Source organism: Nocardioides abyssi, assembly GCF_030412915.1.
Classification (GTDB): domain Bacteria; phylum Actinomycetota; class Actinomycetes; order Propionibacteriales; family Nocardioidaceae; genus Nocardioides; species Nocardioides abyssi.
In genome coordinates this window covers 333,841-355,492 of record NZ_JAUHJR010000004.1, presented here as the reverse complement: position 1 = coordinate 355,492, position 21,652 = coordinate 333,841, and the positions used below count along the sequence as shown (strand labels likewise).

The 21,652-nt window shown below is 72.2% G+C and carries 23 protein-coding genes and 1 pseudogene; 10 read left to right on the top strand and 14 right to left on the bottom strand.

Annotated elements, in window-relative coordinates:
- Positions 1–126: pseudogene (locus tag QWY29_RS12610) on the top strand (IS481 family transposase); the annotation flags it as partial.
- Here the strand turns inward: QWY29_RS12610 and QWY29_RS12605 are convergent.
- The 5 genes from QWY29_RS12605 to QWY29_RS12585 all read right to left on the bottom strand — a co-directional run bounded on the left by QWY29_RS12605 (position 123) and on the right by QWY29_RS12585 (position 4,102).
- Positions 123–506 (bottom strand): hypothetical protein, encoded by a 384-nt coding sequence (locus QWY29_RS12605; RefSeq protein WP_300961352.1) that lies wholly within the window; start codon positions 504–506, stop codon positions 123–125. The pseudogene QWY29_RS12610 and the gene QWY29_RS12605 overlap by 4 nt on opposite strands.
- Positions 507–580: 74 nt before the next feature.
- Complete coding sequence (locus QWY29_RS12600; protein ID WP_300961351.1) at positions 581–1,663, bottom strand: NAD(P)H-dependent flavin oxidoreductase; 1,083 nt, start codon at positions 1,661–1,663, stop codon at positions 581–583.
- Positions 1,660–2,457 carry a CoA-transferase subunit beta gene (locus tag QWY29_RS12595; protein ID WP_300961350.1) on the bottom strand — a complete coding sequence of 266 codons (798 nt, stop codon included), beginning with the start codon at positions 2,455–2,457 and terminating at the stop codon, positions 1,660–1,662. The genes QWY29_RS12600 and QWY29_RS12595 overlap by 4 nt, the downstream gene beginning before the upstream one ends.
- Positions 2,454–3,347 (bottom strand): CoA transferase subunit A, encoded by an 894-nt coding sequence (locus tag QWY29_RS12590; protein WP_300961349.1) that lies wholly within the window; start codon positions 3,345–3,347, stop codon positions 2,454–2,456. Before QWY29_RS12590 ends, QWY29_RS12595 begins: the two co-directional genes overlap by 4 nt.
- Positions 3,344–4,102, bottom strand: coding sequence for an enoyl-CoA hydratase family protein (locus QWY29_RS12585; RefSeq protein WP_300961347.1), 759 nt, complete (start codon positions 4,100–4,102; stop codon positions 3,344–3,346). Before QWY29_RS12585 ends, QWY29_RS12590 begins: the two co-directional genes overlap by 4 nt.
- Positions 4,103–4,139: 37 nt before the next feature.
- Between QWY29_RS12585 and QWY29_RS12580 the strand changes: the two genes are divergently transcribed.
- The 3 genes from QWY29_RS12580 to QWY29_RS12570 all read left to right on the top strand — a co-directional run bounded on the left by QWY29_RS12580 (position 4,140) and on the right by QWY29_RS12570 (position 7,048).
- Positions 4,140–4,916: an SDR family oxidoreductase gene (locus QWY29_RS12580; protein WP_300961346.1), complete on the top strand. Its 777-nt coding sequence runs from the start codon at positions 4,140–4,142 to the stop codon at positions 4,914–4,916.
- Positions 4,916–5,797 (top strand): SDR family oxidoreductase, encoded by an 882-nt coding sequence (locus tag QWY29_RS12575; RefSeq protein WP_300961345.1) that lies wholly within the window; start codon positions 4,916–4,918, stop codon positions 5,795–5,797. The genes QWY29_RS12580 and QWY29_RS12575 overlap by 1 nt, the downstream gene beginning before the upstream one ends.
- Before the next feature lie 309 nt (positions 5,798–6,106).
- Positions 6,107–7,048 (top strand): type IV toxin-antitoxin system AbiEi family antitoxin domain-containing protein, encoded by a 942-nt coding sequence (locus QWY29_RS12570; RefSeq protein ID WP_300961344.1) that lies wholly within the window; start codon positions 6,107–6,109, stop codon positions 7,046–7,048.
- Positions 7,049–7,232: 184 nt separating this feature from the next.
- Here QWY29_RS12570 and QWY29_RS12565 read toward each other — a convergent pair whose 3' ends face one another.
- Positions 7,233–8,396 carry a steroid 3-ketoacyl-CoA thiolase gene (locus tag QWY29_RS12565; RefSeq protein ID WP_300961343.1) on the bottom strand — a complete coding sequence of 388 codons (1,164 nt, stop codon included), beginning with the start codon at positions 8,394–8,396 and terminating at the stop codon, positions 7,233–7,235.
- 141 nt (positions 8,397–8,537) lie between these two features.
- Here QWY29_RS12565 and QWY29_RS12560 point away from each other — a divergent pair, with 141 nt between their 5' ends.
- Both QWY29_RS12560 and QWY29_RS12555 read left to right on the top strand, forming a co-directional pair.
- A complete protein-coding gene (locus QWY29_RS12560) occupies positions 8,538–9,785 on the top strand; it encodes a cytochrome P450 (protein WP_300961342.1) in 1,248 nt (415 codons plus the stop codon).
- Between the two features lie 58 nt (positions 9,786–9,843).
- Entirely contained in the window at positions 9,844–11,085 is a 1,242-nt protein-coding gene (locus QWY29_RS12555; protein ID WP_300961340.1) for a cytochrome P450, read from the top strand.
- Between the two features lie 54 nt (positions 11,086–11,139).
- On the opposite strand, the gene map is transcribed toward QWY29_RS12555, so the two are convergent.
- The 4 genes from map to QWY29_RS12535 are packed head-to-tail and all read right to left on the bottom strand — an operon-like array spanning position 11,140 to position 15,185.
- Positions 11,140–11,943: a type I methionyl aminopeptidase gene (map, locus tag QWY29_RS12550; RefSeq protein WP_300961339.1), complete on the bottom strand. Its 804-nt coding sequence runs from the start codon at positions 11,941–11,943 to the stop codon at positions 11,140–11,142.
- A 46-nt stretch (positions 11,944–11,989) separates the two neighbouring features.
- A complete protein-coding gene (locus QWY29_RS12545; protein ID WP_300961338.1) occupies positions 11,990–13,153 on the bottom strand; it encodes a thiolase family protein in 1,164 nt (387 codons plus the stop codon).
- The gene (locus QWY29_RS12540; protein ID WP_300961337.1) at positions 13,153–14,205 is read right to left on the bottom strand and encodes a thiolase family protein; all 1,053 of its coding nucleotides are present in this window, start codon (positions 14,203–14,205) and stop codon (positions 13,153–13,155) included. Before QWY29_RS12540 ends, QWY29_RS12545 begins: the two co-directional genes overlap by 1 nt.
- 17 nt (positions 14,206–14,222) lie before the next feature.
- Positions 14,223–15,185 carry a Zn-ribbon domain-containing OB-fold protein gene (locus tag QWY29_RS12535; RefSeq protein WP_300961336.1) on the bottom strand — a complete coding sequence of 321 codons (963 nt, stop codon included), beginning with the start codon at positions 15,183–15,185 and terminating at the stop codon, positions 14,223–14,225.
- Between the two features lie 58 nt (positions 15,186–15,243).
- On the opposite strand from QWY29_RS12535, the gene QWY29_RS12530 reads away from it, so the two are divergent.
- From QWY29_RS12530 to QWY29_RS12520, 3 genes are read left to right on the top strand one after another with little or no spacing between them, the layout of a single operon-like run.
- Complete coding sequence (locus tag QWY29_RS12530) at positions 15,244–16,287, top strand: LLM class F420-dependent oxidoreductase (protein ID WP_300961335.1); 1,044 nt, start codon at positions 15,244–15,246, stop codon at positions 16,285–16,287.
- A complete protein-coding gene (gene fadD8 / locus QWY29_RS12525) occupies positions 16,284–17,915 on the top strand; it encodes a fatty-acid--CoA ligase FadD8 (RefSeq protein ID WP_300961334.1) in 1,632 nt (543 codons plus the stop codon). Before QWY29_RS12530 ends, fadD8 begins: the two co-directional genes overlap by 4 nt.
- A 33-nt stretch (positions 17,916–17,948) precedes the next feature.
- Positions 17,949–18,497, top strand: coding sequence for a TetR/AcrR family transcriptional regulator (locus QWY29_RS12520; protein ID WP_300961333.1), 549 nt, complete (start codon positions 17,949–17,951; stop codon positions 18,495–18,497).
- Positions 18,498–18,503: 6 nt separating this feature from the next.
- Here QWY29_RS12520 and QWY29_RS12515 read toward each other — a convergent pair whose 3' ends face one another.
- The 3 genes from QWY29_RS12515 to QWY29_RS12505 form a co-directional block, all read right to left on the bottom strand.
- On the bottom strand, positions 18,504–18,761 hold the full coding sequence (locus tag QWY29_RS12515) for a hypothetical protein (protein WP_300961332.1): 258 nt from the start codon (positions 18,759–18,761) through the stop codon (positions 18,504–18,506).
- An 85-nt stretch (positions 18,762–18,846) separates the two neighbouring features.
- Positions 18,847–19,524, bottom strand: coding sequence for a PQ-loop domain-containing transporter (locus QWY29_RS12510; protein ID WP_300961331.1), 678 nt, complete (start codon positions 19,522–19,524; stop codon positions 18,847–18,849).
- A gap of 205 nt (positions 19,525–19,729) precedes the next feature.
- Positions 19,730–19,897 carry a hypothetical protein gene (locus QWY29_RS12505; RefSeq protein WP_300961330.1) on the bottom strand — a complete coding sequence of 56 codons (168 nt, stop codon included), beginning with the start codon at positions 19,895–19,897 and terminating at the stop codon, positions 19,730–19,732.
- 59 nt (positions 19,898–19,956) lie between these two features.
- Between QWY29_RS12505 and QWY29_RS12500 the strand changes: the two genes are divergently transcribed.
- The gene (locus QWY29_RS12500; RefSeq protein ID WP_300961329.1) at positions 19,957–20,769 is read left to right on the top strand and encodes an SDR family NAD(P)-dependent oxidoreductase; all 813 of its coding nucleotides are present in this window, start codon (positions 19,957–19,959) and stop codon (positions 20,767–20,769) included.
- 7 nt (positions 20,770–20,776) lie between these two features.
- On the opposite strand, the gene QWY29_RS12495 is transcribed toward QWY29_RS12500, so the two are convergent.
- Complete coding sequence (locus QWY29_RS12495) at positions 20,777–21,625, bottom strand: crotonase/enoyl-CoA hydratase family protein (protein WP_300961327.1); 849 nt, start codon at positions 21,623–21,625, stop codon at positions 20,777–20,779.
- Positions 21,626–21,652: the final 27 nt, after the last annotated feature.

The window sequence follows — 21,652 nt, the reverse complement described above, 5'->3', positions numbered from 1 at the left end:
ACCCAGCAGCGCAACAACGCGCTGACGGGCTGGCTCCACTTCTACAATCACCACCGCGCCCACTCCGCCATCGGAGGCAAGCCACCAGTCACACGGCTGACCAACGTCCCCAGACATCACAACTAGGCGAGCACCAGCCACACCCCGACGATGCCGGGGATCGTGCCGAGCAGCAGCCAGGGGGAGAGCGGGCTCTTCTTGTGGATCGCGAGGGCGGCGGCGACGGCCAGCACGCCGAACGTGCCACCCAGCACGCACAGCCCGATCTGGGAGACGCGGAACTCGTCGTCGATGACCAGGCCGGCGAGCACCAGGCCCACCGACATGTGCAGGATCGTCGTGGCCGCCAGGACCGAGAGCACGTAGCGCTGGACGACCTCGATCGGCATGCCACCGGTCTTGCCGGGCTTGCCGTCCTTGCGCGGACGCGTCGGCCGGGCGGGGCGCGGGTTGTCCGGGTCCAGCAGGTGACGGGCCCGGCGGGGCGGGGGCGTCGGGGCGCTCATGTCTTCGAGGGTACGGCGACCCGCCGGCCGGCCCGGGTGAGGGTGCTCACGCGGGCGGGCCGGAGGGGCGTGCCTCACACGACGTACGAACCGGTCCGGCGCAGCTCGTCGGCGGCCCGGGTGACGACCCGGTCGACGAGCTCCTCGCAGGTGGGCAGGTCGTCGATGATCCCGACGACCTGGCCGCTCGCCAGCACGCCGGCGTCGGTGTCGCCCTCGACGAGGCCGGCCTTGAGCATCATCGGGGTGTTGGCGGCCAGCGCCATCTGCCCCAGCGTGCGGCCCTGGGACTTGCGCATCTCGCGACCGTCCTTGGCCAGCGCGAGCCAGCCCATGCCGGAGTCACGCTTGAACTCCAGCGTCCGGCGCACGGTCGGCGCGAGCCGCTTGAGCGCGCCGGTCTCCTCGAGCTCGGCGACGAGGTCGGTGCGCAGCATCCGGTGCGGCATGCCGTCGACCTTCGCGGTCACGACGGTGTCGGTGAGGCCGCGCTCGAGGTAGAGCTGCTTGACGGCGTCCGGCACGGCGCTGTCCTGGGTGAGGAGGAACCGGGTGCCCATGCCGACCCCGGCGGCGCCGTACGACAACGCTGCTGCGAGGCCACGGCCGTCGAAGAAGCCGCCGGCGGCGATGACGGGGATGTCGCTCCCCGCGCCCTGGAGGGCGTCGAGGACGCTCGGCAGCAGCAGCGTGGTCGGCACCGGTCCGGTGTGACCGCCTCCCTCGCCGCCCTGGACCATGACCGCGTCGGCGCCCCAGGAGGCGACCTTGACCGCGTGCTTGGCCGCGCCGATCGAGGGCATCACGACGATGCCGTGCTCCTTGAGCGTGGCGATCAGCTCCGGCTTCGGCGCGAGCGCGAACGACGCGACCTTCACGCCGTGGTCGATGAGCAGCCGGCACCGGTCCGGGGCGTCGGCGGCATCGGCGCGGAGGTTGACGCCGAACGGCCGGTCGGTGCGGCCCTTGACCTCGACGATCGCCTGCTCGAGCTCGGCGAAGGTCATGGTGGCGCTGGCCAGGATCCCCAGGCCGCCGGCGTTGGCGGTGCCGCTGACCAGGCGCGGGCCGGAGACCCAGCCCATGCCGGTCTGCACGACCGGGTGGCGCACGCCGGTGAGGTCGGTGAACGGCGTGCGGATCAGCTGCTCGATCACGACGCGCCACCCTGCTGCGCGTCGGGCCGGGGGACCTCCTTGAAGCGCAGGCCCTTGGGGTCCAGCACCTCGCGGATGACGACCTGCTCCTCCGCCGTGGGCTCACGCGTGGTCGGCACGTCGGCCGGCACCTCGAGCTCGAAGCCGGTGGCCGCGCGCACCTCGTCGACGCTCACGCCGGGGTGGACGCTCAGCAGCCGGACCGTGTCGCCCGCGCCCTTGACGTCGAGGACGGCGAGGTTGGTGACGATGCGGTGGATGTCGTTGTACCTCGCAGCCGCGGGCCCGGCCTCCCTCGCCCGCTTCGGGCCGACGCCGGAGACGATGTCGACGGCCTCGACGAAGACGCGGGTGGAGTGCTTCGGCACCCAGTACGACGTGCGGTTGTTGACCGTGTTGCCGGGGGCGCCGCGGGAGCCCAGCAGCTGCCGCTTCGGGCGGGACCAGTCGCCGATGGCCGAGATGTTCTGGTTGCCGTGCCGGTCGACCTGGGTGGCGCCCATCATCACGTGCCGCTTGCCGTAGGCCACGACGTCGAAGACCCGGCGGAACGGGATCCACCCCTCGACCACGTCGGCCTTCGCGAAGAGCGGCGGCACGCCGGCCAGGAAGAGCGACTCGCCGTCGCTGATGACCAGGTCCGGGTTGGAGGTGAGCTTGGCCAGCCGCACCCCGAGCATCGGGAGCATGCCCATCGGGCTGGCGAAGATCTCCCCGTCGTCGCGGAACGCGTCGGCGATGGCCGCCGCGCAGACGTCGGCGCGGGTCACGCTGGTGCTGGCGTCGGTGCTCACTTGCCCTCCTCGGCGAACGCGGCGACGGCCGCCTGGTAGGCCGCCTCGTCACCGGACAGGAACCGCTGCTCGAAGGCCGCCCAGTCCTCCTCGGACCCGCCGGCCGCGGCGGCGTAGGCGCGCTGGAACTTCTCATCGCGCTCGTAGTCGGGGGTGCAGGTGGTGAAGTGGGCGCCGTGCGGCGTCTCGACCACGCCGCTGACCATCATCCGGTTCAGCAGCAGCCGCTGGACGGGGGTGTCGACGGTCAGGCCGGCCGTGTCGACGACCTGCTCGCAGGAGACGAAGGCGCGATCGGCGGCCATGCAGAAGAGGTCGTCGAAGTACGGGTCGGGCCCGAGGTACGTCGCGTTGCCGTGCTTGTCGGCGCGGTTCATGTGGACGAGCGCCACGTCGAGGTGGAGCGCCGGCACGGCGACCAGCTCCTCGTGCGCGCCGTCCGCGTCGGCGTACGGGCTCTCGACGGTCCTGATCCACGGCTGGTTGACCAGGACGTCGGAGCCGAGGCCGGCGCGCATCGGCAGGAACGGGAGCCGCTCCGCCGCCGCGCGCAGCCCCGTCTGGAACATGCCCTCGTCGAGCTCGACGACCTCGGGGATCGTGCCCTCCTGGCGCGCCCGCTGGAAGCTGGGCTCCAGCGGGACCGAGTCGAGCGAGACGAACGCGAAGACCAGCTTGCGGACCTTGCCCGCGCGGGCCAGCAGGCCGACGTCGGCGCCGCCCCAGCTGACGATCGTGAGGTCCTTCAGCTCGCTGCGGAGGATCGCGCGGACCAGGGCCATCGGCTTGCGCCGCGGCCCCCAGCCGCCGATGCCGATGGTCATGCCGTCGCGCAGCTCGCCGACGACCTCGTCGATGCTCATCCGCTTGTCGCGGGGTCCCTTGCTCACTTCTTGGCTGCTTTCTCTGTCCCTGCGAACCCGTCACGGAGCTCGTCGCTGACGCCGGCGAGGTTGAGCTCGAAGGTGAAGCCCTGCTCGAACCGGTAGTTCTTGTTCACGTCGGTGGGGTCGATCCCGTTCAGCGCCTCCTTGGCCGCGCGCACGACGCGCGTGTCCTTCGCGGCGATCTCGCCGGCGACCTGCATCGCGGCGTCGTCGAGCCGGTCGCGGGGGACCACCTCGAGCACGCTGCCGAACTGGACCAGGTCCTTCGCCGGGATCGTGCGGGCGGTGAAGTAGAGGGTGCGCATCATGTGCTGGGGGACCAGCCGGGCCATGTGCGTCGCGGCGCCGAGCGCACCCTGGTTGACCTCGGGCACGCCGAAGTAGGCGTCGTCGCTGGCCACGACGCAGTCGGCGTTGCCGACCAGGCCGACGCCGCCGCCTAGGCAGAAGCCGTTGACCGCCGCGATGACCGGGACCGAGCACTCGTAGACGGCCTTGAACGCCGCGTAGCACCCCTTGTTGGCGCCGATCAGGGCGTCGAAGCCGCTGGTGTGCTGCATCTCCTTGATGTCGACGCCGGCGTTGAAGCCGCGACCCTCGGCGCGCAGGACCACCACGTGGGTGGCCTGGTCGCGGCTCGCCTCGTCGAGCGCGGCGGCCACGTCGAACCAGCCCTGGACCGTCAGGGCGTTGACCGGCGGGTGGGCCATCGTGATGACGCGGATCCCGTCCGCGCGGAGCTCCGAGGTGGTCGGCATGTGCGCCAACCTAGCATTTGCTTGGTATGGTCGCAGCATGCCGATCGCACTCGACCTCACCGGCCGCGTCGCCCTGGTGACCGGCGGCACGAAGGGCATCGGCCTCGGCATCACCCAGGCCCTCCTCGCCGCCGGGGCCACGGTCGTGACCTGCTCGCGCTCCGACGTCGAGCCGGTCGCCGGGACCACCCACCTGGTCTGCGACGTGCGCGACGCCGACGCCGTCGACCGGCTCGTCGCCGAGGTGGTCGCGGCCCACGCCCGGCTCGACGTGCTCGTCAACAACGCCGGCGGGGCGCCGTACGCACTGGCGGCGGAGGCGTCCCCGCGCTTCCACGACAAGGTCGTCGGGCTCAACCTGATGGCGCCGCTCGTGGCCGCGCAGGCCGCCAATCGCGTGATGCAGACCCAGGCCGGCGGCGGCTCGATCGTCAACGTCTCGTCGGTCTCGGCGACCCGGCCCTCGCCGGGCACCGCGGCGTACGGCGCCGCCAAGGCCGGCCTCGACTCGCTCACCCGCTCGCTGGCGGTCGAGTGGGCGCCGCGCGTGCGGATGAACTCCATCGACGTGGGGCTGTGCCGCACCGAGAACACTGACGACCACTACGGCGGCGACGCCGGTGTCGCCGCGATCGAGCGGACCATCCCGCTCGGGCGGATGGCGCGGCCCGAGGAGGTCGGCCACGTGGCGGCCTTCCTCGCCAGCGACCTCGCCTCCTACGTCTCCGGCGCCCGCATCGAGTGCCACGGCGGCGGCGAGCCGCCCGTCTTCCTGTCCGCCCTGACCTCCCCCTCGACCCAGGAGCAGAACTGATGAGCACCCTCCTCGACGGCCGCGTCGCCATCGTCACCGGAGCCGGCCGCGGCATCGGCCGCGCCCACGCGCTCGAGCTGGCCCGGCACGGCGCCCGCGTCGTCGTCAACGACTACGGCGTCTCGCTCTCCGGCGAGGGCACGGGGGAGACCCCCGCGGAGTCCGTCGTCGCGGAGATCGAGGCGATGGGCGGCCAGGCGGTCGTCAACGGCGCCGACGTGGCCGACTTCGCCGCCGCCGAGGCGATGGTCCAGCAGGCCATCGACACCTTCGGCGGGCTGGACATCCTCGTCAACAACGCCGGGTTCGTGCGCGACCGGATGCTCGTCAACACCTCCGAGGAGGAGTGGGACGCCGTCGTCCGCGTCCACCTCAAGGGCCACTTCGCCCCGCTGCGGCACGCCGGCGCCTACTGGCGCGCCGAGTCCAAGGCCGGCCGCACCCGGGCCGCCCGCGTCGTCAACACCTCCTCCGGCGCCGGCCTCCAGGGCTCGATCGGCCAGGCGACGTACTCCGCCGCCAAGGCCGGCATCGCCGGGCTCACCCTCGTCGCCGCCGCCGAGCTCGGCCGGTACGGCGTCACCGTCAACGCCATCGCCCCCGTCGCCCGCACCCGGATGACCGAGGGCGCCTTCGACACCTCCGCCATGCCCGAGCCCGGGGACAACTCGCCTGTCGTCGCCTGGCTCGCCTCCGAGGACGCCGGCGACGTCACCGGCCGCGTCATCGAGATCGAGGGCGGCAAGGTCACCCTCGAGAACGCCTGGGCCCACGGCCCCTCCCGCGACAAGGGCTCCCGCTGGGACGCCGCCGAGCTCGGCCCCGTCGTCCGTGACCTGATCGCCTCCGCGCCTGCGCCGGAGCCTGTGTACGGGGCCTGACGTGTGTGCCCGGCTGACCGTGAGGTTGGTCGGTCGGGGTGTCGCTTCATCTAGTTATGCAGATGAACCGCCACTTCCCCGTGTGAACTGACCATGGGAAGTGTCGCTTCATCTAGGTATGCAGACGAACCGCCACTTCCCCGTGTGAACTGACCATGGGAAGGGGTGGTTCATCCAGGTATGCAGACGAACCGACGGCGGCATCCCGCGCTGGCCCGAAACCGTCCACCAGGCGCCGTCTGACGTGTCTCTCCACAGCCGCGACGGCGGACCGAGCGCCGACATCCTTGTCGGGCCGACCGTGCAGGCATGGACCCCATGCGAGTGCTGGCGGAAGAGATCGGCTTCTTCACCCGGGCGCAGGCGCGCAGCGCCGGGTACGCGGACCGCGACGTCACTCGCATGGTGCGTCAGCGTCTGTGGCGCCGGTTCCGCCGGGGCTACTACACCTTCACCGACCTCTGGGATGCGATGGACCCCGTTGGTCGGCACCGCGTCCGGAGCCGCGCGGTCCTCGACTCGCTGGGCGATCGCGTCGCCCTGAGCCACGTGTCCGGGGTCGTCGAGCACGGCGTCGACGTCTGGGACGTCGACCTCACGCGGGTGCACGTCACCCGCCTCGACGGCGGGCCGGGGCGCATCGAAGGCGATGTGGTGCACCACGAGGGGTTCTGCGCCCAGGACGAGGTGCTGGTGCGCAACGGTCGGCTCGTCCTGCCGCCCGACCGGTGTGTCCTGGAAGCCGGCTCGCGGACCGACAACGAGCGGGCACTCGTGATGATGGACTCGCTCCTGCGCGGCGGGCTGGTCGAGCACGCCGAGCTGTTCGCCCGGTTCGAGCTGATGGCGCGGTGGCCCTACGTCCAGCACCTGCACGTCGTCGTACGCATGGCCGACGGTCGCGCCGAGTCGGTGGGCGAGAGCCGCGGCCGCTACCTCTTCTGGAGGCACGGGCTCCCGGCTCCCGAGCTGCAGTACGCCGTGCGCGACTCCGATGGCGTGCTGGTTGCCACGACCGACTGGGGCTGGCCCGGGCACGGCGTGCTCGGTGAGTTCGACGGCCGCACCAAGTACGGCCGGCTGCTCCGACCGGGGCAGGACCCGGGGTCGGTGGTGTTCGCGGAGAAGCAGCGTGAGGACCTTGCGCGGGAGGTCAGCGGGATGGGGATGATCCGGTTGGTCTGGTCCGACTACGACCGTCCGGGAAGCACGGTCACTCGGGTACGTCGCGCGCTGCGACTGACCGGTTGACGCGACGTTGCCGGAGGTCCGCCCGCCGGCGGGTGACCGCAGGGCGCGTCCGTCAATTCACCTGCATACCTGGATGAAGCGCCACTCCCCACGATGAGTTCACACGGGGGAGTGGCGGTTCGCCTGCATACCTAGATGAAGCGACAGCGGCCGACCCCGACCCGGACCAGAAAACCCAGCCGCGTCAGATCCGCTCGAGCAACGTGCCGGTGGCCATGGCGCCGCCGGCACACATGGAGACGAGGGCGGTGGAGGCGTCGCGACGCTCGAGCTCGTGGAGGGCGGTGGTGATCAGGCGGGTGCCGGTGGAGCCGACGGGGTGGCCGAGGGCGATGGCGCCGCCGTTGACGTTGACCCGGTCGAGGTCGACGGCGTGCTGGCCGGCCCAGGAGAGGACGACGGAGGCGAAGGCCTCGTTGACCTCGAACAGGTCGATGTCGGAGATCGACATGCCGGTGCGGGCGAGCACGCGGGAGGTGGCGTCGATGGGGCCGTCGAGGTGGTAGTACGGGTCCGAGCCGACGAGGCAGTGGGTGACGATCCGGGCGCGGGGAGTGAGGCCGAGCGAGCGCGCCTTGGACTCGTCCATGATCAGCACGGCCGAGGCGCCGTCGCTGATCTGGGACGACGTGCCGGCGGTGTGCAGGCCGTCGGGCAGGACGGTCCGGAGCCCGGCGAGGCCCTCGGCGGTGGTGTCGCGCAGGCCCTGGTCGGCCTCGACGAGGCGGGTCTCGCCGGTGGGGGAGCCGTCCTCGCCGAGGACGGGTGCGGAGATGGGGGCGATCTCGCGCTTGAAGCGGCCCTCGTCGACGGCGACGCGCGCCTTCTGCTGGGAGGCGAGGCCGAAGGCGTCGAGGTCCTCGCGGGTCAGGCCGCGGTTGCGGGCGATCCGGTCGGCGGCCTCGAACTGGTTCGGCATGTCGATGGTCCAGTCGTCCGGCCGCGGGTCGCCGAGCCCGGGCGGGACGTTGCCGCCGAGCGGGATGCGCGACATCGACTCCACGCCGCAGGCGATGCCGACGTCGATGGTGCCGGCGGCGACCATGTCGTGGACGAGGTGGGCCGACTGCTGGCCCGACCCGCACTGGGCGTCGATCGCGGTCGCGCCGGTGTGCTGGGGGAGCCCGGCGTGCAGCCACGCCCGGCGCACCATGTCGTTGGACTGCTCGCCGGCCTGGGTGACACACCCGCCGACGACCTGCTCGACGAGCTCGGGGTCGACCCCGGCCCGCGCGAGGACCTCGCGCTGCGCGAAGCCGAGGAGGACGGCGGGGTGGACGCCCGCGAGCCACCCCTTCTTCTTGCCGAGGGGGGTGCGGACGGCGTCGACGATCACGGGAGTGCCCATGCCGGGAGACTAGAACAGGTTCTCGTTCTGCGGGAAGATCCGTCCACGACGTACGCCGCCACGCTTCCCTTCCGTACCGACAGTATGTAACCTCGGCCACTAGAACGTGTTTCACTTGTCGCCGACCCCGAAGGACCGCCCGTGACCTCTACCGCCGTGCCGGTGTTCGACCCGACCGACCCCGACGTGATGGCCGTGCGCCTGCCCCACGAGGAGCTCCTGGCCCTGCGGCAGACTGCGCCGGTCTCCTGGATCGCGCAGGACGAGGCGGCCCGCGCCGGGTTCCCGGACCACGACGGCTACTGGGCGCTGAGCCGGCACGCCGACGTCGCGGCGGTCTCCAAGGACCAGGCCAACTTCTCCACCCGCGAGAACGGCGTGATCATCCGCTTCGCCCCCGAGATGACCCGCGAGGAGGTGGAGCAGACCGGCTTCCTGCTCATCAACCACGACGCGCCGGACCACACCAAGCTGCGCCAGATCGTCTCCCGCGCGTTCACCCCGCGGGCGATCAACGCGCTGCACGACGGGCTCAAGGCCCGCGCGGAGCAGATCGTCGACGACGCGATCGCGAAGGGCGAGGGGAACTTCGTCGAGGACGTCGCCGCCGAGCTGCCGCTGCAGGCGATCGCCGAGCTGCTCGGCGTGCCGCAGGAGGACCGCGGCAAGCTCTTCGAGTGGTCCAACCAGATGCTGTCCTACGACGACCCCGAGGTCGAGGGCGACCAGATGACGGCGTTCATGGAGATCCTCGCCTACTCGATGGCGCTGGCCGACGAGCGCCGCACGAACCCCCAGGATGACATCCTCACCCGCCTGGTCACCGCCGACGTCAACCTCGGTGAGGGGGACGAGGGGCGCGGCCTGACCGACGACGAGTTCGGGTTCTTCATGATCCTGCTCGCCGTCGCCGGCAACGAGACCACCCGCAACGCGATCACGTGGGGCATGCACGCCTTCATGCAGCATCCCGACCAGTGGGAGCTGTACAAGAAGGAGCGCCCGGCGACCGCGGTCGACGAGATCATCCGCTGGGCCACGCCGGTCACGGTCTTCCAGCGCACCGCCACCAACGACGTGGTCGTCGGCGGCCAGCAGGTCAAGAAGGGCGACCGGGTCGGGCTGCTCTACGCGAGCGCCAACTTCGACGAGGACGTCTTCGAGGACCCGTTCCGCTTCGACGTCACCCGCGACCACAACCCGCACCAGGCCTTCGGCGGCCACGGCGCGCACTACTGCATCGGCGCGAACCTCGCCCGCCTGGAGGTCGACCTGATCTTCCGCGCGCTGGCCGACCGGGACGTGACCGTCACCCAGCTCTCCGAGCCGCGCAAGCTGCGCAGCTCGTGGATCAACGGGGTCAAGGAGCTGCGCGTCGCCTACCGGTGACGTGCTCGGGGCCGGCTCGACCTCGCAGGACCCGACCATGCAGGAAAGGGAGAACGCAGTGACCGCAACCGACGTCCTCGTCGAGGGATTCGACCCGACCGACCCGTTCGTCAACGAGCAGGCCGTGCCGCACGAGCAGTTCCGCGCGATGCGGCAGAGCGGCCCGCTCACGTGGGTCGAGCAGGCGCCGGGGTCGTACGACGGCATGGCGCCCGAGTCCGGGAGCGGCTACTGGGCCGTGACCCGGCACGCCGACGTCTCGACGATCTCGAAGAACTCCAAGGACTGGTCCAACGCCGAGAACGGCGCGATCATCCGGTTCTCCGAGGGGATGCTGCGCGAGCAGGTCGAGATGCAGCGCGTGATCATGCTCAACCAGGACGCGCCGGAGCACCCGACCACCCGCCAGATCGTCTCCCGCGCCTTCACCCCGCGCTCGATCAACGAGCTCGAGGACCTGATGCGCGAGCGGGCGGCCACGATCGTCAACGACGCTGTCGAGCGCGGCTCGGGCGACTTCGTGGAGGAGGTGGCCGCCGAGCTGCCGCTGCAGGCGATCGCCGACCTCATCGGGGTGCCGATGGAGGACCGGTTCAAGCTCTTCGACTGGTCCAACCAGATGCTGGCCTCCGACGACCCGGACTACCCCGGCGACCCGGACGTCGCTGCGGCCGAGATCCTCGGCTACGCGATGACGATGGCCGCGGAACGGCAGGCCAACCCGCGCGACGACCTGATCACCCGCCTGCTCAACGCCCACAAGGGCGAGCGCGGCCTGACCGACGACGAGTTCGGCTACTTCGTCATCCTGCTGGCGGTCGCCGGCAACGAGACGACGCGCAACGCGATCTCGCACGGCATGAACGCCTTCCTCGACAACCCCGACCAGTGGGAGCTGTGGAAGGCCGAGCGGCCGGCGACGATGGTCGACGAGGTCGTCCGCTGGGGCACCCCGGTCACGGTCTTCCAGCGCACGGCGGTGCGCGACGTCGAGGTCGGCGGCGTGACCGTCGCGCAGGGCCAGCGCGTCGGGCTGTTCTACGCCAGCGCCAACTTCGACGAGTCCGTCTTCGAGGACCCGTTCCGCTTCGACATCACCCGCGACCCCAACCCGCAGCTGGGCTTCGGCGGCCACGGCGCGCACTACTGCCTCGGCGCCAACCTCGCCCGCCAGGAGATCCGGGTCATCTTCGACGCGCTCGCCGACCACGCGCCGGGCATCGTCAAGGAGCGCGAGCCGCGGCGGCTGCGGCACTCCTGGATCAACGGCCTGAAGGACCTCCCGGTCCGCTACGCCTGAGCGACGTACGCCGCGGGGGCGGCCCCGCGGCGTACGACCGGCGCGTCCGGACCGTCAGGCCGGGGCGCGCCCACCCTTGAGCACGGGCTCGTGCTCGCGGGCGGTGAGCACGAGCGGGCCGTCCTCGGTGATGGCGACCGTGTGCTCCATGTGGGCGCCGCGGGAGCCGTCGAGGCTGCGGATGGTCCAGCCGTCGGCGTCGGTGAAGATCTCGTCGGTGGTGTGCAGGAACCACGGCTCGATGGCGATGACCAGGCCGGGCTTGAGCGTGTAGCCGCGCCCCGGGCGACCGTCGTTGGGGATGTGCGGGTCGCCGTGCATCGTGCGGCCGACGCCGTGGCCGCCGAACTGGGTGTTGATCCGCAGCCCGGCCTCGCGCGCGACCGACGCGATCGCGTGGGAGATGTCGCCGATCTTGCCGCCCGGCTGGGCGGCAGAGATGCCGGCCTCGAGCGCGCGCTGCGTGGTGTCGATGAGCGCGAGGTCCTCGGGTCGGGCGCTGCCCACGACGAAGGAGTAGGCGGAGTCGGAGACCCAGCCGTCGACGCTCGCGGCGAAGTCCACGCTGAGCAGGTCGCCGTCCTGGAGCACGTAGTCGTGGGGGAGGCCGTGCAGCACGGCGTCGTTGACCGACGTGCACAGCACCTTGCCGAACGGCGAGGCCCCGAAGGAGGGGTGGTAGTCGATGTAGCAGGACTCCGCGCCGCGCTCGCGGATCATGTCGTGCGCCAGCGCGTCGAGCTCGAGCAGGTTGACGCCCACGTCGGCGGCCTCGGCGAGCGCGGTGACGACGTCGGCGACGAAGCGCCCGGCGGCGCGCATCTCGTCGACCTGGGTGGGGGTGCGGAGCTCGATCACGGGCCGAGCCTAGAACGCCGCCCCCACCCGGCCGACATGGGACGCCTCAGTTGCTCGGCTTGTCCGCGCCGACGACCCACATGGCGAAGAACTGCGACCCGCCGCCGTACGCGTGGCCCAGCGCCCGGCGCGCGCCGTCGACCTGGTGCTCGCCCGCGGCACCCCGGACCTGGAGCGCGGCCTCGCCGAAGCGGAGCATCCCCGAGGCGCCGATCGGGTTGGAGGAGAGCACCCCGCCGGAGCAGTTGACCGGCAGCGTGCCGTCCATCGCGGTGCCGCCGGACTCGGTCAGCCGCCAGCCCTCGCCCTCGGCGGTGAAGCCGAGGTTCTCCAGCCACATCGGCTCGAACCACGAGAACGGCACGTAGATCTCCGCCGCGTCGATCTCCTCGAGCGGGTTGGTGATCCCCGCCTGCTTCCACAGGTACGCCGCGGCGTCGCGGCCGGCCTGCGGGTTCACCTGGTCCCGCTCGGCCGCGGTGGTGGCCTCCGAGCGCATCACGGTGCCGTGGATCCAGGCCGGGTTCGGCGAGGCGGCCGCGGTGTCCTCGTCGACGATCACCATCGCGCAGGCGCCGTCGGAGGAGGGGCAGGTCTCGTCGTACCGGATCGGGTCCCACAGCACCTGCGAGGCCAGCACCGACTCGACGGTGGTGTCGGGGTTGCGCAGGTGGGCGTAGGGGTTCCTCAGCGCGTTCTGCCGGTCCTTGGCCGCGACGATCGCGCCGACGTGGGTCGGCGCGCCGGAGCGGCGGATGTAGGAGCGCACGTGCGGGGCGAAGTAGCCACCCGCGCCGGCGTGCACCGGCATGTTGAACGGCACGGGCACCGACAGCGCCCACATCGCGTTGGACTCCGACTGCTTCTCGTAGGCCACGGTGAGCACCCGCTTGTGCACGCCGGCCTGGACGAGCGAGGCGGCGACGATCGCGGTCGAGCCGCCCACCGAGCCCGCGGTGTGCACGCGCAGCAGCGGCTTGCCGGCCGCGCCGAGCGACTCGGCGAGGAACAGCTCGGGCATCATCACGCCCTCGAACAGGTCGGGGGCCTTGCCGACGACGATCGCGTCGATGTCGTCGAGGGAGACGTTCGCGTCCGCGAGCGCCCGGTCGATCGCCTCGCGGCACAGGCCCGCCATCGAGACGTCCTCGCGCTTGGCGCGGTGGTGGGTCTGGCCGATGCCGACGATCGCGGCTGGCTGCTTGGCCATCAGTTCCTGCCCTCCATGGTGCACACGATGTTCTGCTGGAGCGCCGGGCCGCTGGTGGCGTGGCCGAGCACCCGGGACGCGTCGCCCTGCCAGACCTTCTTCGCGGCCTCGCCGAGGCGGATGAGCCCGCTGGTGAACATCGGGTTGCCGGCGAGCGCGCCGCCCGAGGGGTTCACGACGACGTCGTCGGCCAGGCCGAGCTCGCGGCGCAGCACGAGCTCCTGGTGGCTGAACGGCGCGTGCAGCTCGGCCACCTCGACGCCCTCGGTCCCGGCCGCGGCGGCTGCGCGGGCCGCCGAGGGGGCGCGGGTGAGGTCGCGGGTGCCCATGCTGATCGGGTCGACGTAGTGGCTGAAGCCGGTGATCCACGCCGGCCGGTCGCAGACCTCGCGGGCCCTGTCGCCGGCGGCGAGCACCATGGCGGCGGCGCCGTCGGTCACCGGCGCGCAGTCGTGCTTGCGCAACGGGTCGGCGTACATCGGTCGGGCGAGGAGCTCCTCGACCGACGACCCGCCCTTCCGGATGGCGTACTCGTTCTTCTCCGCGTCGGTCAGCGACCGGTTGGCGACCTCGGCCATCGCCCGCTCGTCCCAGAGACCGGCGTCGATGCCGGCGCGGGCCTGCAGGCCGGCCAGCGACACGGTGTCGGGCCACAGCGGGGTCATCGTGTAGGGGTCCAGCTGCAGCGACAGCGTGCGCCGCAGCGTGCCGGCGGAGCTCTTGCCGAAGCCGTAGACCAGCGCGGTGTCGACCTCGCCGGTCTGGATCTTCAGCCAGGCCTCGTAGAGCGCCCAGGCGGCGTCCATCTCGACGTGCGACTCGTTGACCGGCGGGATGACGCCGATCGCGTCGACCGCCTGGACGAACGAGAAGGACCGGCCGGCCAGGTAGTCGGACGAGCCCGAGCACCAGAAGCCGATGTCGCGCCGGGTCCACCCGGTCTGCTCGTAGCACTCCGCGAAGAGCGGGACGAGCAGCTCCACGCACGTGGGCGACCCGTCGAACTCCTCCATCTGCCGCTGGGCGAACCCGACGACGGCGACGTCTCTCATCGTGGTCTCCCCGTCCCTTACAGGTGCTGCTTGTAGGTGTCGTAGTCCGCGTCCGGCTCGCCGGTGGGACTGAAGTGGCTGATGTTCTCGATCGTGGTGCCCCACTCCTCGCGGGGCTTCCAGACCGCCTGGACCCGCATGCCCATCCGGACCTCCTCGGCCGGGATGTCGAGGATCAGGTGGAGGAAGGCGATGTCGGCGCCGTCGAGCAGGACGTACGCCGAGACGTACGGCGGCGTGATCCGCTGGCCGAGGAACGGCACGTTGACGATGCAGAACGTCGTCACGGTGCCGGTGTGGGACAGCTCGACCTCGTCGGTGGTCGGCGTGCCGTCCGCGGGGCACGCGCTGCGCGGCGGCACGTAGACCTTGCCGCAGGTCGGGCACCGCTGGCCGATGATCCGCCCCTCGGCGATGGCGCGGTAGAACGACGACTCCTCCGGCGAGGCGGCGTACAGGTAGTCCAGCTCGACGGGGGTGATCACGCCGGTGACCGGGTTGTCGCCCAGGTCGCCGAGCTTGATCGCGGTACCGGGTGCGGCGTCCTCGGTCGGCTCGAAGCACGCGATGTCGGTGATCGCGCCGACCCGCTCCTCGGCCCAGCGGATGCGCACGCGCATGCCGGTGCGGACCTGGTCGGGGGAGGTGACGTCGAGGGCGTGCACCATCGGCACGTCGGCGCCGTCGAGGGTGACCAGCGCGAACGCGAACGGGCGGTCGAGGGGCTGGCCCTTGACCGGCTCGGGCACCCACGTCCACGACGTGACGGTGCCGGTGTCGGCGACCTCGACGAAGTCGTCGACCTGCTGGTGGGTGACGGGGTCGAACTCGGGCGGGGGGACCACGACGCGGCCCTCGGAGGTGCGGACGCCGACGACGCGCTTCTCGCGCAGCCCGGTGAGGAAGCGACCCAGGACGGGGCCGGTGGACCGGGTGTAGTCGAAGGCGACCGTGACCGGAGCGGACAAGGTTCGGGACATGGTCCGGAAGTGAAACACGTTCTAGAAATCGCGGCAAGGGTCTGCCAGGGTGGCGCTCATGAAACTCGGACTGCAGCTCGGCTACTGGGGCGCCCAGCCGCCGACGGGCGTCGCGGAGCTCGTCGCCGCGGCGGAGGAATCCGGCTTCGACGCGGTCTTCACCGCCGAGGCGTGGGGCTCCGACGCGTTCACCCCGCTCGCCTGGTGGGGGCGCGAGACCAGCCGCCTGCGCCTGGGCACCTCGATCGTGCAGATGTCGGGCCGCACCCCCACCTCGATCGCGATGCACGCGTTGACGCTCGACCACCTCAGCGGCGGCCGCGTGGTGCTCGGGATGGGCGTCAGCGGCCCGCAGGTCGTCGAGGGCTGGTACGGCCAGCCGTTCGCCAAGCCGCTGGCCCGCACCCGCGAGGTCGTCGACATCATCCGCAAGGTGCTGGCCCGCGAGGCGCCGGTGACCAACGACGGCCCGCACCACCCCATGCCGTACGCCGGGCCGGGCGCGACCGGCCTCGGCAAGCCGCTGAAGCCGATCGTGCACCCGCTGCGGGCCGACATCCCGATCTGGCTCGGCGCCGAGGGGCCGAAGAACGTCGCGCAGACCGCCGAGATCGCCGACGGCTGGATCCCGATCTTCTACACGCCACGCTCGGCCGGGATGTACCAGCCGTGGCTCGACGAGGGCTTCGCGCGGCCCGGCGCGCGGCGTACCCGTGCCGACTTCGAGATCGCCGCCACCTGCCACCTCGAGATCGTCGAGGACGCCGCCGGCAAGCAGGCCGTCATCGACGCGATGAAGCCGTTCGTCGCGCTCTACATGGGCGGCATGGGCGCGAAGGACCAGAACTTCCACAAGCAGGTCTTCGAGCGGATGGGCCACGCCGAGCTGGCCGCCCAGGTCCAGGAGCTCTACCTGACCGGCGAGAAGGACCAGGCGACCGCGCTCATCCCCGACGAGCTGGTCGACGACATGCACATCATCGGAACCGCGGGCGAGGTGCGCGAGCGCGTCGCCCAGTGGGAGGAGACCGGAGTGACCACCCTGCTGCTCAGCTGCCGTTCCGGGGACGAGGTCCGCCGGGTCGCGGAGGTGCTCGCATGAGCACGGACCACACCACAGAGGAGCTCATGCGGCTCGGCACCCACAACGGCCACCTCATGGTCGCGGCGCTGAAGAAGCACCGCACCAAGCCCGTGATGCACCTCGGCGAGGTGACGCTGACCGGCGGCGAGGTCGCGCAGCGGATCAGCCAGTACGTCCAGGCGTTCGAGGCGCTCGGTGCCGGCCGCGGCACGGCCGGCGCGCTGCTGGCGCTCAACCGGCCGGAGGTGCTCTTCATCCTCGGCGCCGGGCAGACGCAGGGCTACCGGCGCACGTCGCTGCACCCGCTCGGCTCGCTGGAGGACCACGCCTACGTCATCAACGACGCCGAGATCACCACGCTGGTCATCGACCCCAACCCGATGTTCGTCGAGCGGGCGCTCGGCCTGCTCGAGCGCTGCCCGGACCTGACGACGGTGCTGACCATCGGGCCCGTGCCCGAGGAGCTGGCCGGCACCCGGGCGGAGGCGGCCGACCTGACCGCGAAGGCGGCGGAGTTCGAGCCCGAGCCGCTCGAGGCGGCGCTGCTCCCGCACGACCACGTCGTGTCGATCACCTACACGGGCGGCACGACCGGCAAGCCCAAGGGCGTCGTCGGCACCTCGCGCCAGATGAACACGATGACCCAGATCCAGATGTCGGAGTGGGAGTGGCCGGAGTCGCCCCGCTTCCTCATGTGCACCCCGCTCTCGCACGCGGGCGCGGCGTTCTTCGTGCCGACCGTCCTCAAGGGCGGCTGCCTCTACGTGCTCGCGAAGTTCGACCCGGCCGAGGTGCTGCGCACGATCGAGGAGCAGCGGATCACCGCCACGATGCTGGTGCCGTCGATGCTCTACGCGCTGATGGACCACCCGGACTCGCGCACCCGCGACCTGTCGTCGCTGGAGACCGTCTACTACGGCGCCTCGGCGATCAACCCGGTGCGCCTGCGCGAGGCGATCGACCGGTTCGGGCCGATCTTCGCGCAGTACTACGGGCAGTCCGAGGCGCCGATGGTGATCTCCTACCTCGGCAAGGACGACCACGTGTCCGGTGACGACCGCCGGCTGTCGTCGTGCGGCCGCCCGTCGGCGTTCCTGCGCACCGCGCTGCTCGGCGAGGACGGCCGGCCGGTCCCGACCGGGGAGCCGGGGGAGATCTGCGTGGCGGGTCCGCTGCTCGCCGGCGGCTACTGGAAGCTGCCCGAGCCGACCGCCGAGACCTTCCGCGACGGCTGGATGCACACCGGCGACGTGGCGCGCGAGGACGAGGACGGCTTCTGGTACATCGTCGACCGCACCAAGGACATGATCGTCACCGGCGGCTTCAACGTCTTCCCGCGCGAGGTCGAGGACGTCGTGGCCGAGCACCCGTCGGTCGCCCAGGTCGGGGTCATCGGCACGCCGCACGAGAAGTTCGGCGAGGCGGTGACCGCGATCGTCGTGCTGCGCGAGGACGCGCCGCGCGACGAGGAGTCGGTGGCGCGGATGACCGCCGAGATCCAGGAGATGGTCAAGGAGCGCAAGGGCTCGGTGCAGGCGCCCAAGCAGGTCGTCGTCGCCGACGCGCTGCCGCTGACCGCGCTGGGCAAGCCGGACAAGAAGGCGCTGCGCGCGCAGTACTGGACCGGCGACCGGGCGGTCGGCTGACGCACCGGCCCGCGGCGCACTAGCCTGCGGCGCGTGACCGGCACCAGCACCCGCGCGGCGATCGCGGAGGCCGCCCGGCGGCAGTTCCAGGCCGGGGGGTACGCCGCCACGTCGGTGCGGTCGGTCGCGGCCGAGGCCGGCGTCGACGCGGCGCTGGTCATGCGCCACTTCGGCTCCAAGGAGCAGCTCTTCATCGAGACGATCGACGTCGAGGGCGCCTTCGAGCAGGCGTTGGACGGTCCGGCCGATGGGTTGGGGGAGCGGCTCGTGTCCCTGGTGCTCGACGACCGGCTCGGCCGCGTGTTCCGCACGACGTACCGCGCGATGATCCGGGCCACCGACAGCGACCAGGTGCGCGCCCACCTGCTCGAGGCGATGGACGCCACGCTCGCCGCGCCGCTGGCCGCCCGGCTCACCGGGCCCGACGCGCGGCTGCGGGCGCGGCTGGTGGCCGCCCAGGTCGGCGGCCTGCTGGAGGCGGTCGCGATCCTCGAGGACCCGGTGGTGACCGGGGCGCCCGCGGCGGACGTCGCCCGGTGGTATGGCGCCGCCGTCCAGGCCCTCGTGGACGGCGACGCCTGAGCGTCCCTAGAGCAGGCCCTGGACCGTCCGGGTGTCGCCGTCGCGGCCGACGACGAGCTGGGTGCCGTCGGCGTTGTCGAGGTACTCGCGCACCGGGTCGAGGTCGAGGCCCGTCGCCTCCGCGATGTCGGTGTCCTTGATCGAGGTCACCGCCTGGCCGAAGCCCTCCGGGGGCGCGAGCTCGTCGCCGCCCTGGGCCCGCTGCCAGAGCTCGCGGATGGTGTTCAGCAGGTCGTCGGTCGTTGCTTCGAGGTCGCTGGTCATGTCCGGGCGGTACCCGACCGCCGGGGTGGCAACGGTCGGGCGCCCTGTGGGCAACCGCACGCCGCGGGTGCCGAGGAGCGACCGGTCAGGCCGCGGCGCGGTGCCGGGCCTGCGGCAGGTGCGTCTCGACGACGGCGGCGACCCGGGCGACCCGCGGGCCGAGGCGGCCGGTGCTGAGCGACCCGAGGGTGCGGCGCGGGGGCAGCCGGCGCCACAGGATGACCGCCGACAGCGCGCCCGAGACGAGGCTGGCGACGAGCACGACCGGGTCGCCCGTGACGAAGCCGTAGCCGGCCCACAGGGCGGGGCTGACGAAGCCCAGCACCACGCTGAGCGGGGCGAGCCCCCACAGCGGCGCGCCGGAGAGCGCCACCCGGACCTGGGGCACCTTGGCGCCGAAGCCGATCGTGGCGGCCATCGTCGCGGCCGCGACGGGCGAGGTCAGCTGGGCGACCGCGCTGGCGGTGCCGACCGAGCCGGCCACCAGGACGACGCCCTGCCAGCGGCGCAGGGCGCCGGCGAGCACGAGGGCGTGGGCGAGGAGCGCGAGCAGCGCGAGGTTCACGACGTTGTTGGCGACCTGGGCGACGTCGAGGACGGCCATGCCGTAGGCGCACCACGACGCGCAGCACAGCAGCGAGAGGCCGAGCGTCCCGGTCGACAGGCCGTCGGTGACGCGGGTGCGGAGCGCCCGGTGGACCTGGGGGAGCTGGGTGAGGAGGGAGAGGGTGACGGCGACGGAGCAGAAAGCAGCAGCAGGCAACAAGGGAGGGGACAGCACCAGGGGCAGGGCGCGACCGGTCGGCCGCGCGGGGCGGAGAGGAGAGCGGGGCACGTGCAGGGACGGCCTCGGCGTGCAGGAGGCCCGGGAGGGCGGGCTGCGGCAGACTCCACTCTCCTCCCGCAGGTACGCCGCGGCGAAGCCGGACCCGACGCGAGTCCCGTCACACCCCGCGTCGTCCGTTGGCTCAGTCGTCCTGCAGGGCCGCGTGCTGGTCGACGTTGCGCCCGGCGTGCGGGTCCGGCACCGGGTCGGCGTCGACGGAGCGGACGGTCTCCTCGAGCGTCACCTCGGGCGGCAGGGTCGTGTAGTCGGGCCGGTGGCCGTCGTGCCGCCGGTGGTTCGTGGGCGTCATCTGCCCAGTCTGGTCGGCGCGGGCGGGTAGCGGAAGGGTCGGTGGGTACTCCGCCCGACATGAGCTCCTCGACGTACGACGCAGCCCACCCGGCAGGCCGACCGCTCGCCCTGGTGACCGGCGCCTCGAGCGGCATCGGTCTGGAGATCGCGAAGCAGCTGGCCGGCCGGGGCCACGACCTCCTGGTCGTCGCGACCGGTCCGGGGCTCGACGACGCCGCGGCCGAGCTGCAGTCGCTCGGCGCCGCGGTCGAGCAGGTGCGGACCGACCTGGCCACCCGCGACGGCGTCGAGGATGTCCACCGCGCCATCGGGGACCGCGCCGTGGCGTTCGCGGCCCTCAACGCCGGCGTGGGGAGCGGAGGCCCGTTCCGCGACACGGACCTCGACGACGACCTGCGGCTGATCGACCTCGACGTGCGGTCGACGGTCCACCTCGCCAAGCACCTCGTCCGCGGCATGACGGCCCGGGGGAGCGGGCGGCTGCTGTTCACGTCGTCGATCTCGGCGACGCACCCCGACGCCTACGAGGCGGTCTACGGCGCCTCGAAGACCTTCGTGCAGTCCTTCGCCAAGGCGCTGCGCCGCGAGCTGGTCGGCACGGGCGTGAGCGTCACCGCGCTGATGCCCGGCCCGACGGCGACGAACTTCTTCCACCGAGCCGGGATGGACGACACGAGGATCGGCGCGAGCGACAGCAAGGACGACCCGGCCGAGGTCGCCCGGCTCGGGGTCGAGGCGGCGCTCGCGGGCCAGGAGCAGGTCGTCCCCGGCCTGCCGAACAAGCTCATCACCGCCGCCGCCCGGGTCCTGCCGGACCGGGTCAAGGCCGCCCTGCACGGCGCGCTCGCCGCGCCCGGCTCGGGCAGGTAGCGACGCCTCAGGAGGCGGTGAACCGCGGCGGCCGCTTCTCGGCGAAGGCGCGCGGGCCCTCCTTGGCGTCGTTGGAGGCGAAGACGGCGGCGCCGACGCGGGCGTCGTCCTTCCAGGCCTCGTCCTCGTGCTTGCCCTCGGACTCGCGCATGGTGCGGAGGATGGCCTGGACGGCGAGCGGGCCGTTGGCGGCGATCATGTCGGCGATCTCGTGGGCCTTGGCGAGCGCCTGGCCGTCGGGCACGACGTGCCCGATCAGGCCGATCTCCTTGGCCTCGGGCGCCTTGACGTGGCGGCCGGTCAGCAGCAGGTCGGCGGCGACGGTGTAGGGGATCTGCCGCACGAGCCGGACCGCCGAGCCGCCCATCGGGTAGAGGCTCCAGCGGGCCTCGGAGATCCCGAACTTCGCCGACTCGCCGGCGACGCGGATGTCGGTGCCCTGGAGGATCTCGGTGCCGCCGGCGATCGCCGGGCCCTCGACCGCGGCGATCAGCGGCTTGGTGAGGCGGAAGCCCTTGAGCAGGCCCTTGATCACCGTCGGGTCGTACTCACCGGACTCGAAGCTCTCCGACGGCGGCCGCTTCGACATCGACTTCAGGTCGGCGCCGGCGCAGAAGTAGCCGCCGGCCCCGGTGAGGATGCAGACCCGGATCTCCGGGTCGGAGTTCACCCGGTCCCAGGCCTGCTCCATGATCGCGAGCATCTCCCCGGAGAGCGCGTTGCGGGAGGCCGGGCGGTTCATCGTCACGACCAGCTTGTGGCCGTCCTGCTCGACGAGGCAGTGCGGCTCCTTCGGCGTCTCGGCGCCGCCGGGGGCGCTCGCGGGGGTGGTCTGGGAGGCGTCCGTGCTGGTCATGGCGGGATGCTAGCCAAGAACGAGAAC

Coding starts and splice junctions, on each gene's coding strand:
- QWY29_RS12530 (WP_300961335.1), top strand. CDS start 15,244: ATGAAACTCGGACTGCAGCTCGGCTACTGGGGCGCCCAGCCGCCGACG.
- QWY29_RS12565 (WP_300961343.1), bottom strand. CDS start 8,396: ATGGGCACTCCCGTGATCGTCGACGCCGTCCGCACCCCCCTCGGCAAG.
- QWY29_RS12540 (WP_300961337.1), bottom strand. CDS start 14,205: ATGAGAGACGTCGCCGTCGTCGGGTTCGCCCAGCGGCAGATGGAGGAG.
- QWY29_RS12585 (WP_300961347.1), bottom strand. CDS start 4,102: ATGCCGACCACCTCGGAGCTCCGCGCGGACGGGATCCGCGTCATCACG.
- QWY29_RS12580 (WP_300961346.1), top strand. CDS start 4,140: ATGCCGATCGCACTCGACCTCACCGGCCGCGTCGCCCTGGTGACCGGC.
- QWY29_RS12605 (WP_300961352.1), bottom strand. CDS start 506: ATGAGCGCCCCGACGCCCCCGCCCCGCCGGGCCCGTCACCTGCTGGAC.
- QWY29_RS12545 (WP_300961338.1), bottom strand. CDS start 13,153: ATGGCCAAGCAGCCAGCCGCGATCGTCGGCATCGGCCAGACCCACCAC.
- fadD8 (WP_300961334.1), top strand. CDS start 16,284: ATGAGCACGGACCACACCACAGAGGAGCTCATGCGGCTCGGCACCCAC.
- QWY29_RS12575 (WP_300961345.1), top strand. CDS start 4,916: ATGAGCACCCTCCTCGACGGCCGCGTCGCCATCGTCACCGGAGCCGGC.
- QWY29_RS12500 (WP_300961329.1), top strand. CDS start 19,957: ATGAGCTCCTCGACGTACGACGCAGCCCACCCGGCAGGCCGACCGCTC.
- QWY29_RS12535 (WP_300961336.1), bottom strand. CDS start 15,185: ATGTCCCGAACCTTGTCCGCTCCGGTCACGGTCGCCTTCGACTACACC.
- QWY29_RS12570 (WP_300961344.1), top strand. CDS start 6,107: ATGGACCCCATGCGAGTGCTGGCGGAAGAGATCGGCTTCTTCACCCGG.
- QWY29_RS12515 (WP_300961332.1), bottom strand. CDS start 18,761: ATGACCAGCGACCTCGAAGCAACGACCGACGACCTGCTGAACACCATC.
- QWY29_RS12505 (WP_300961330.1), bottom strand. CDS start 19,897: ATGACGCCCACGAACCACCGGCGGCACGACGGCCACCGGCCCGACTAC.
- QWY29_RS12495 (WP_300961327.1), bottom strand. CDS start 21,625: ATGACCAGCACGGACGCCTCCCAGACCACCCCCGCGAGCGCCCCCGGC.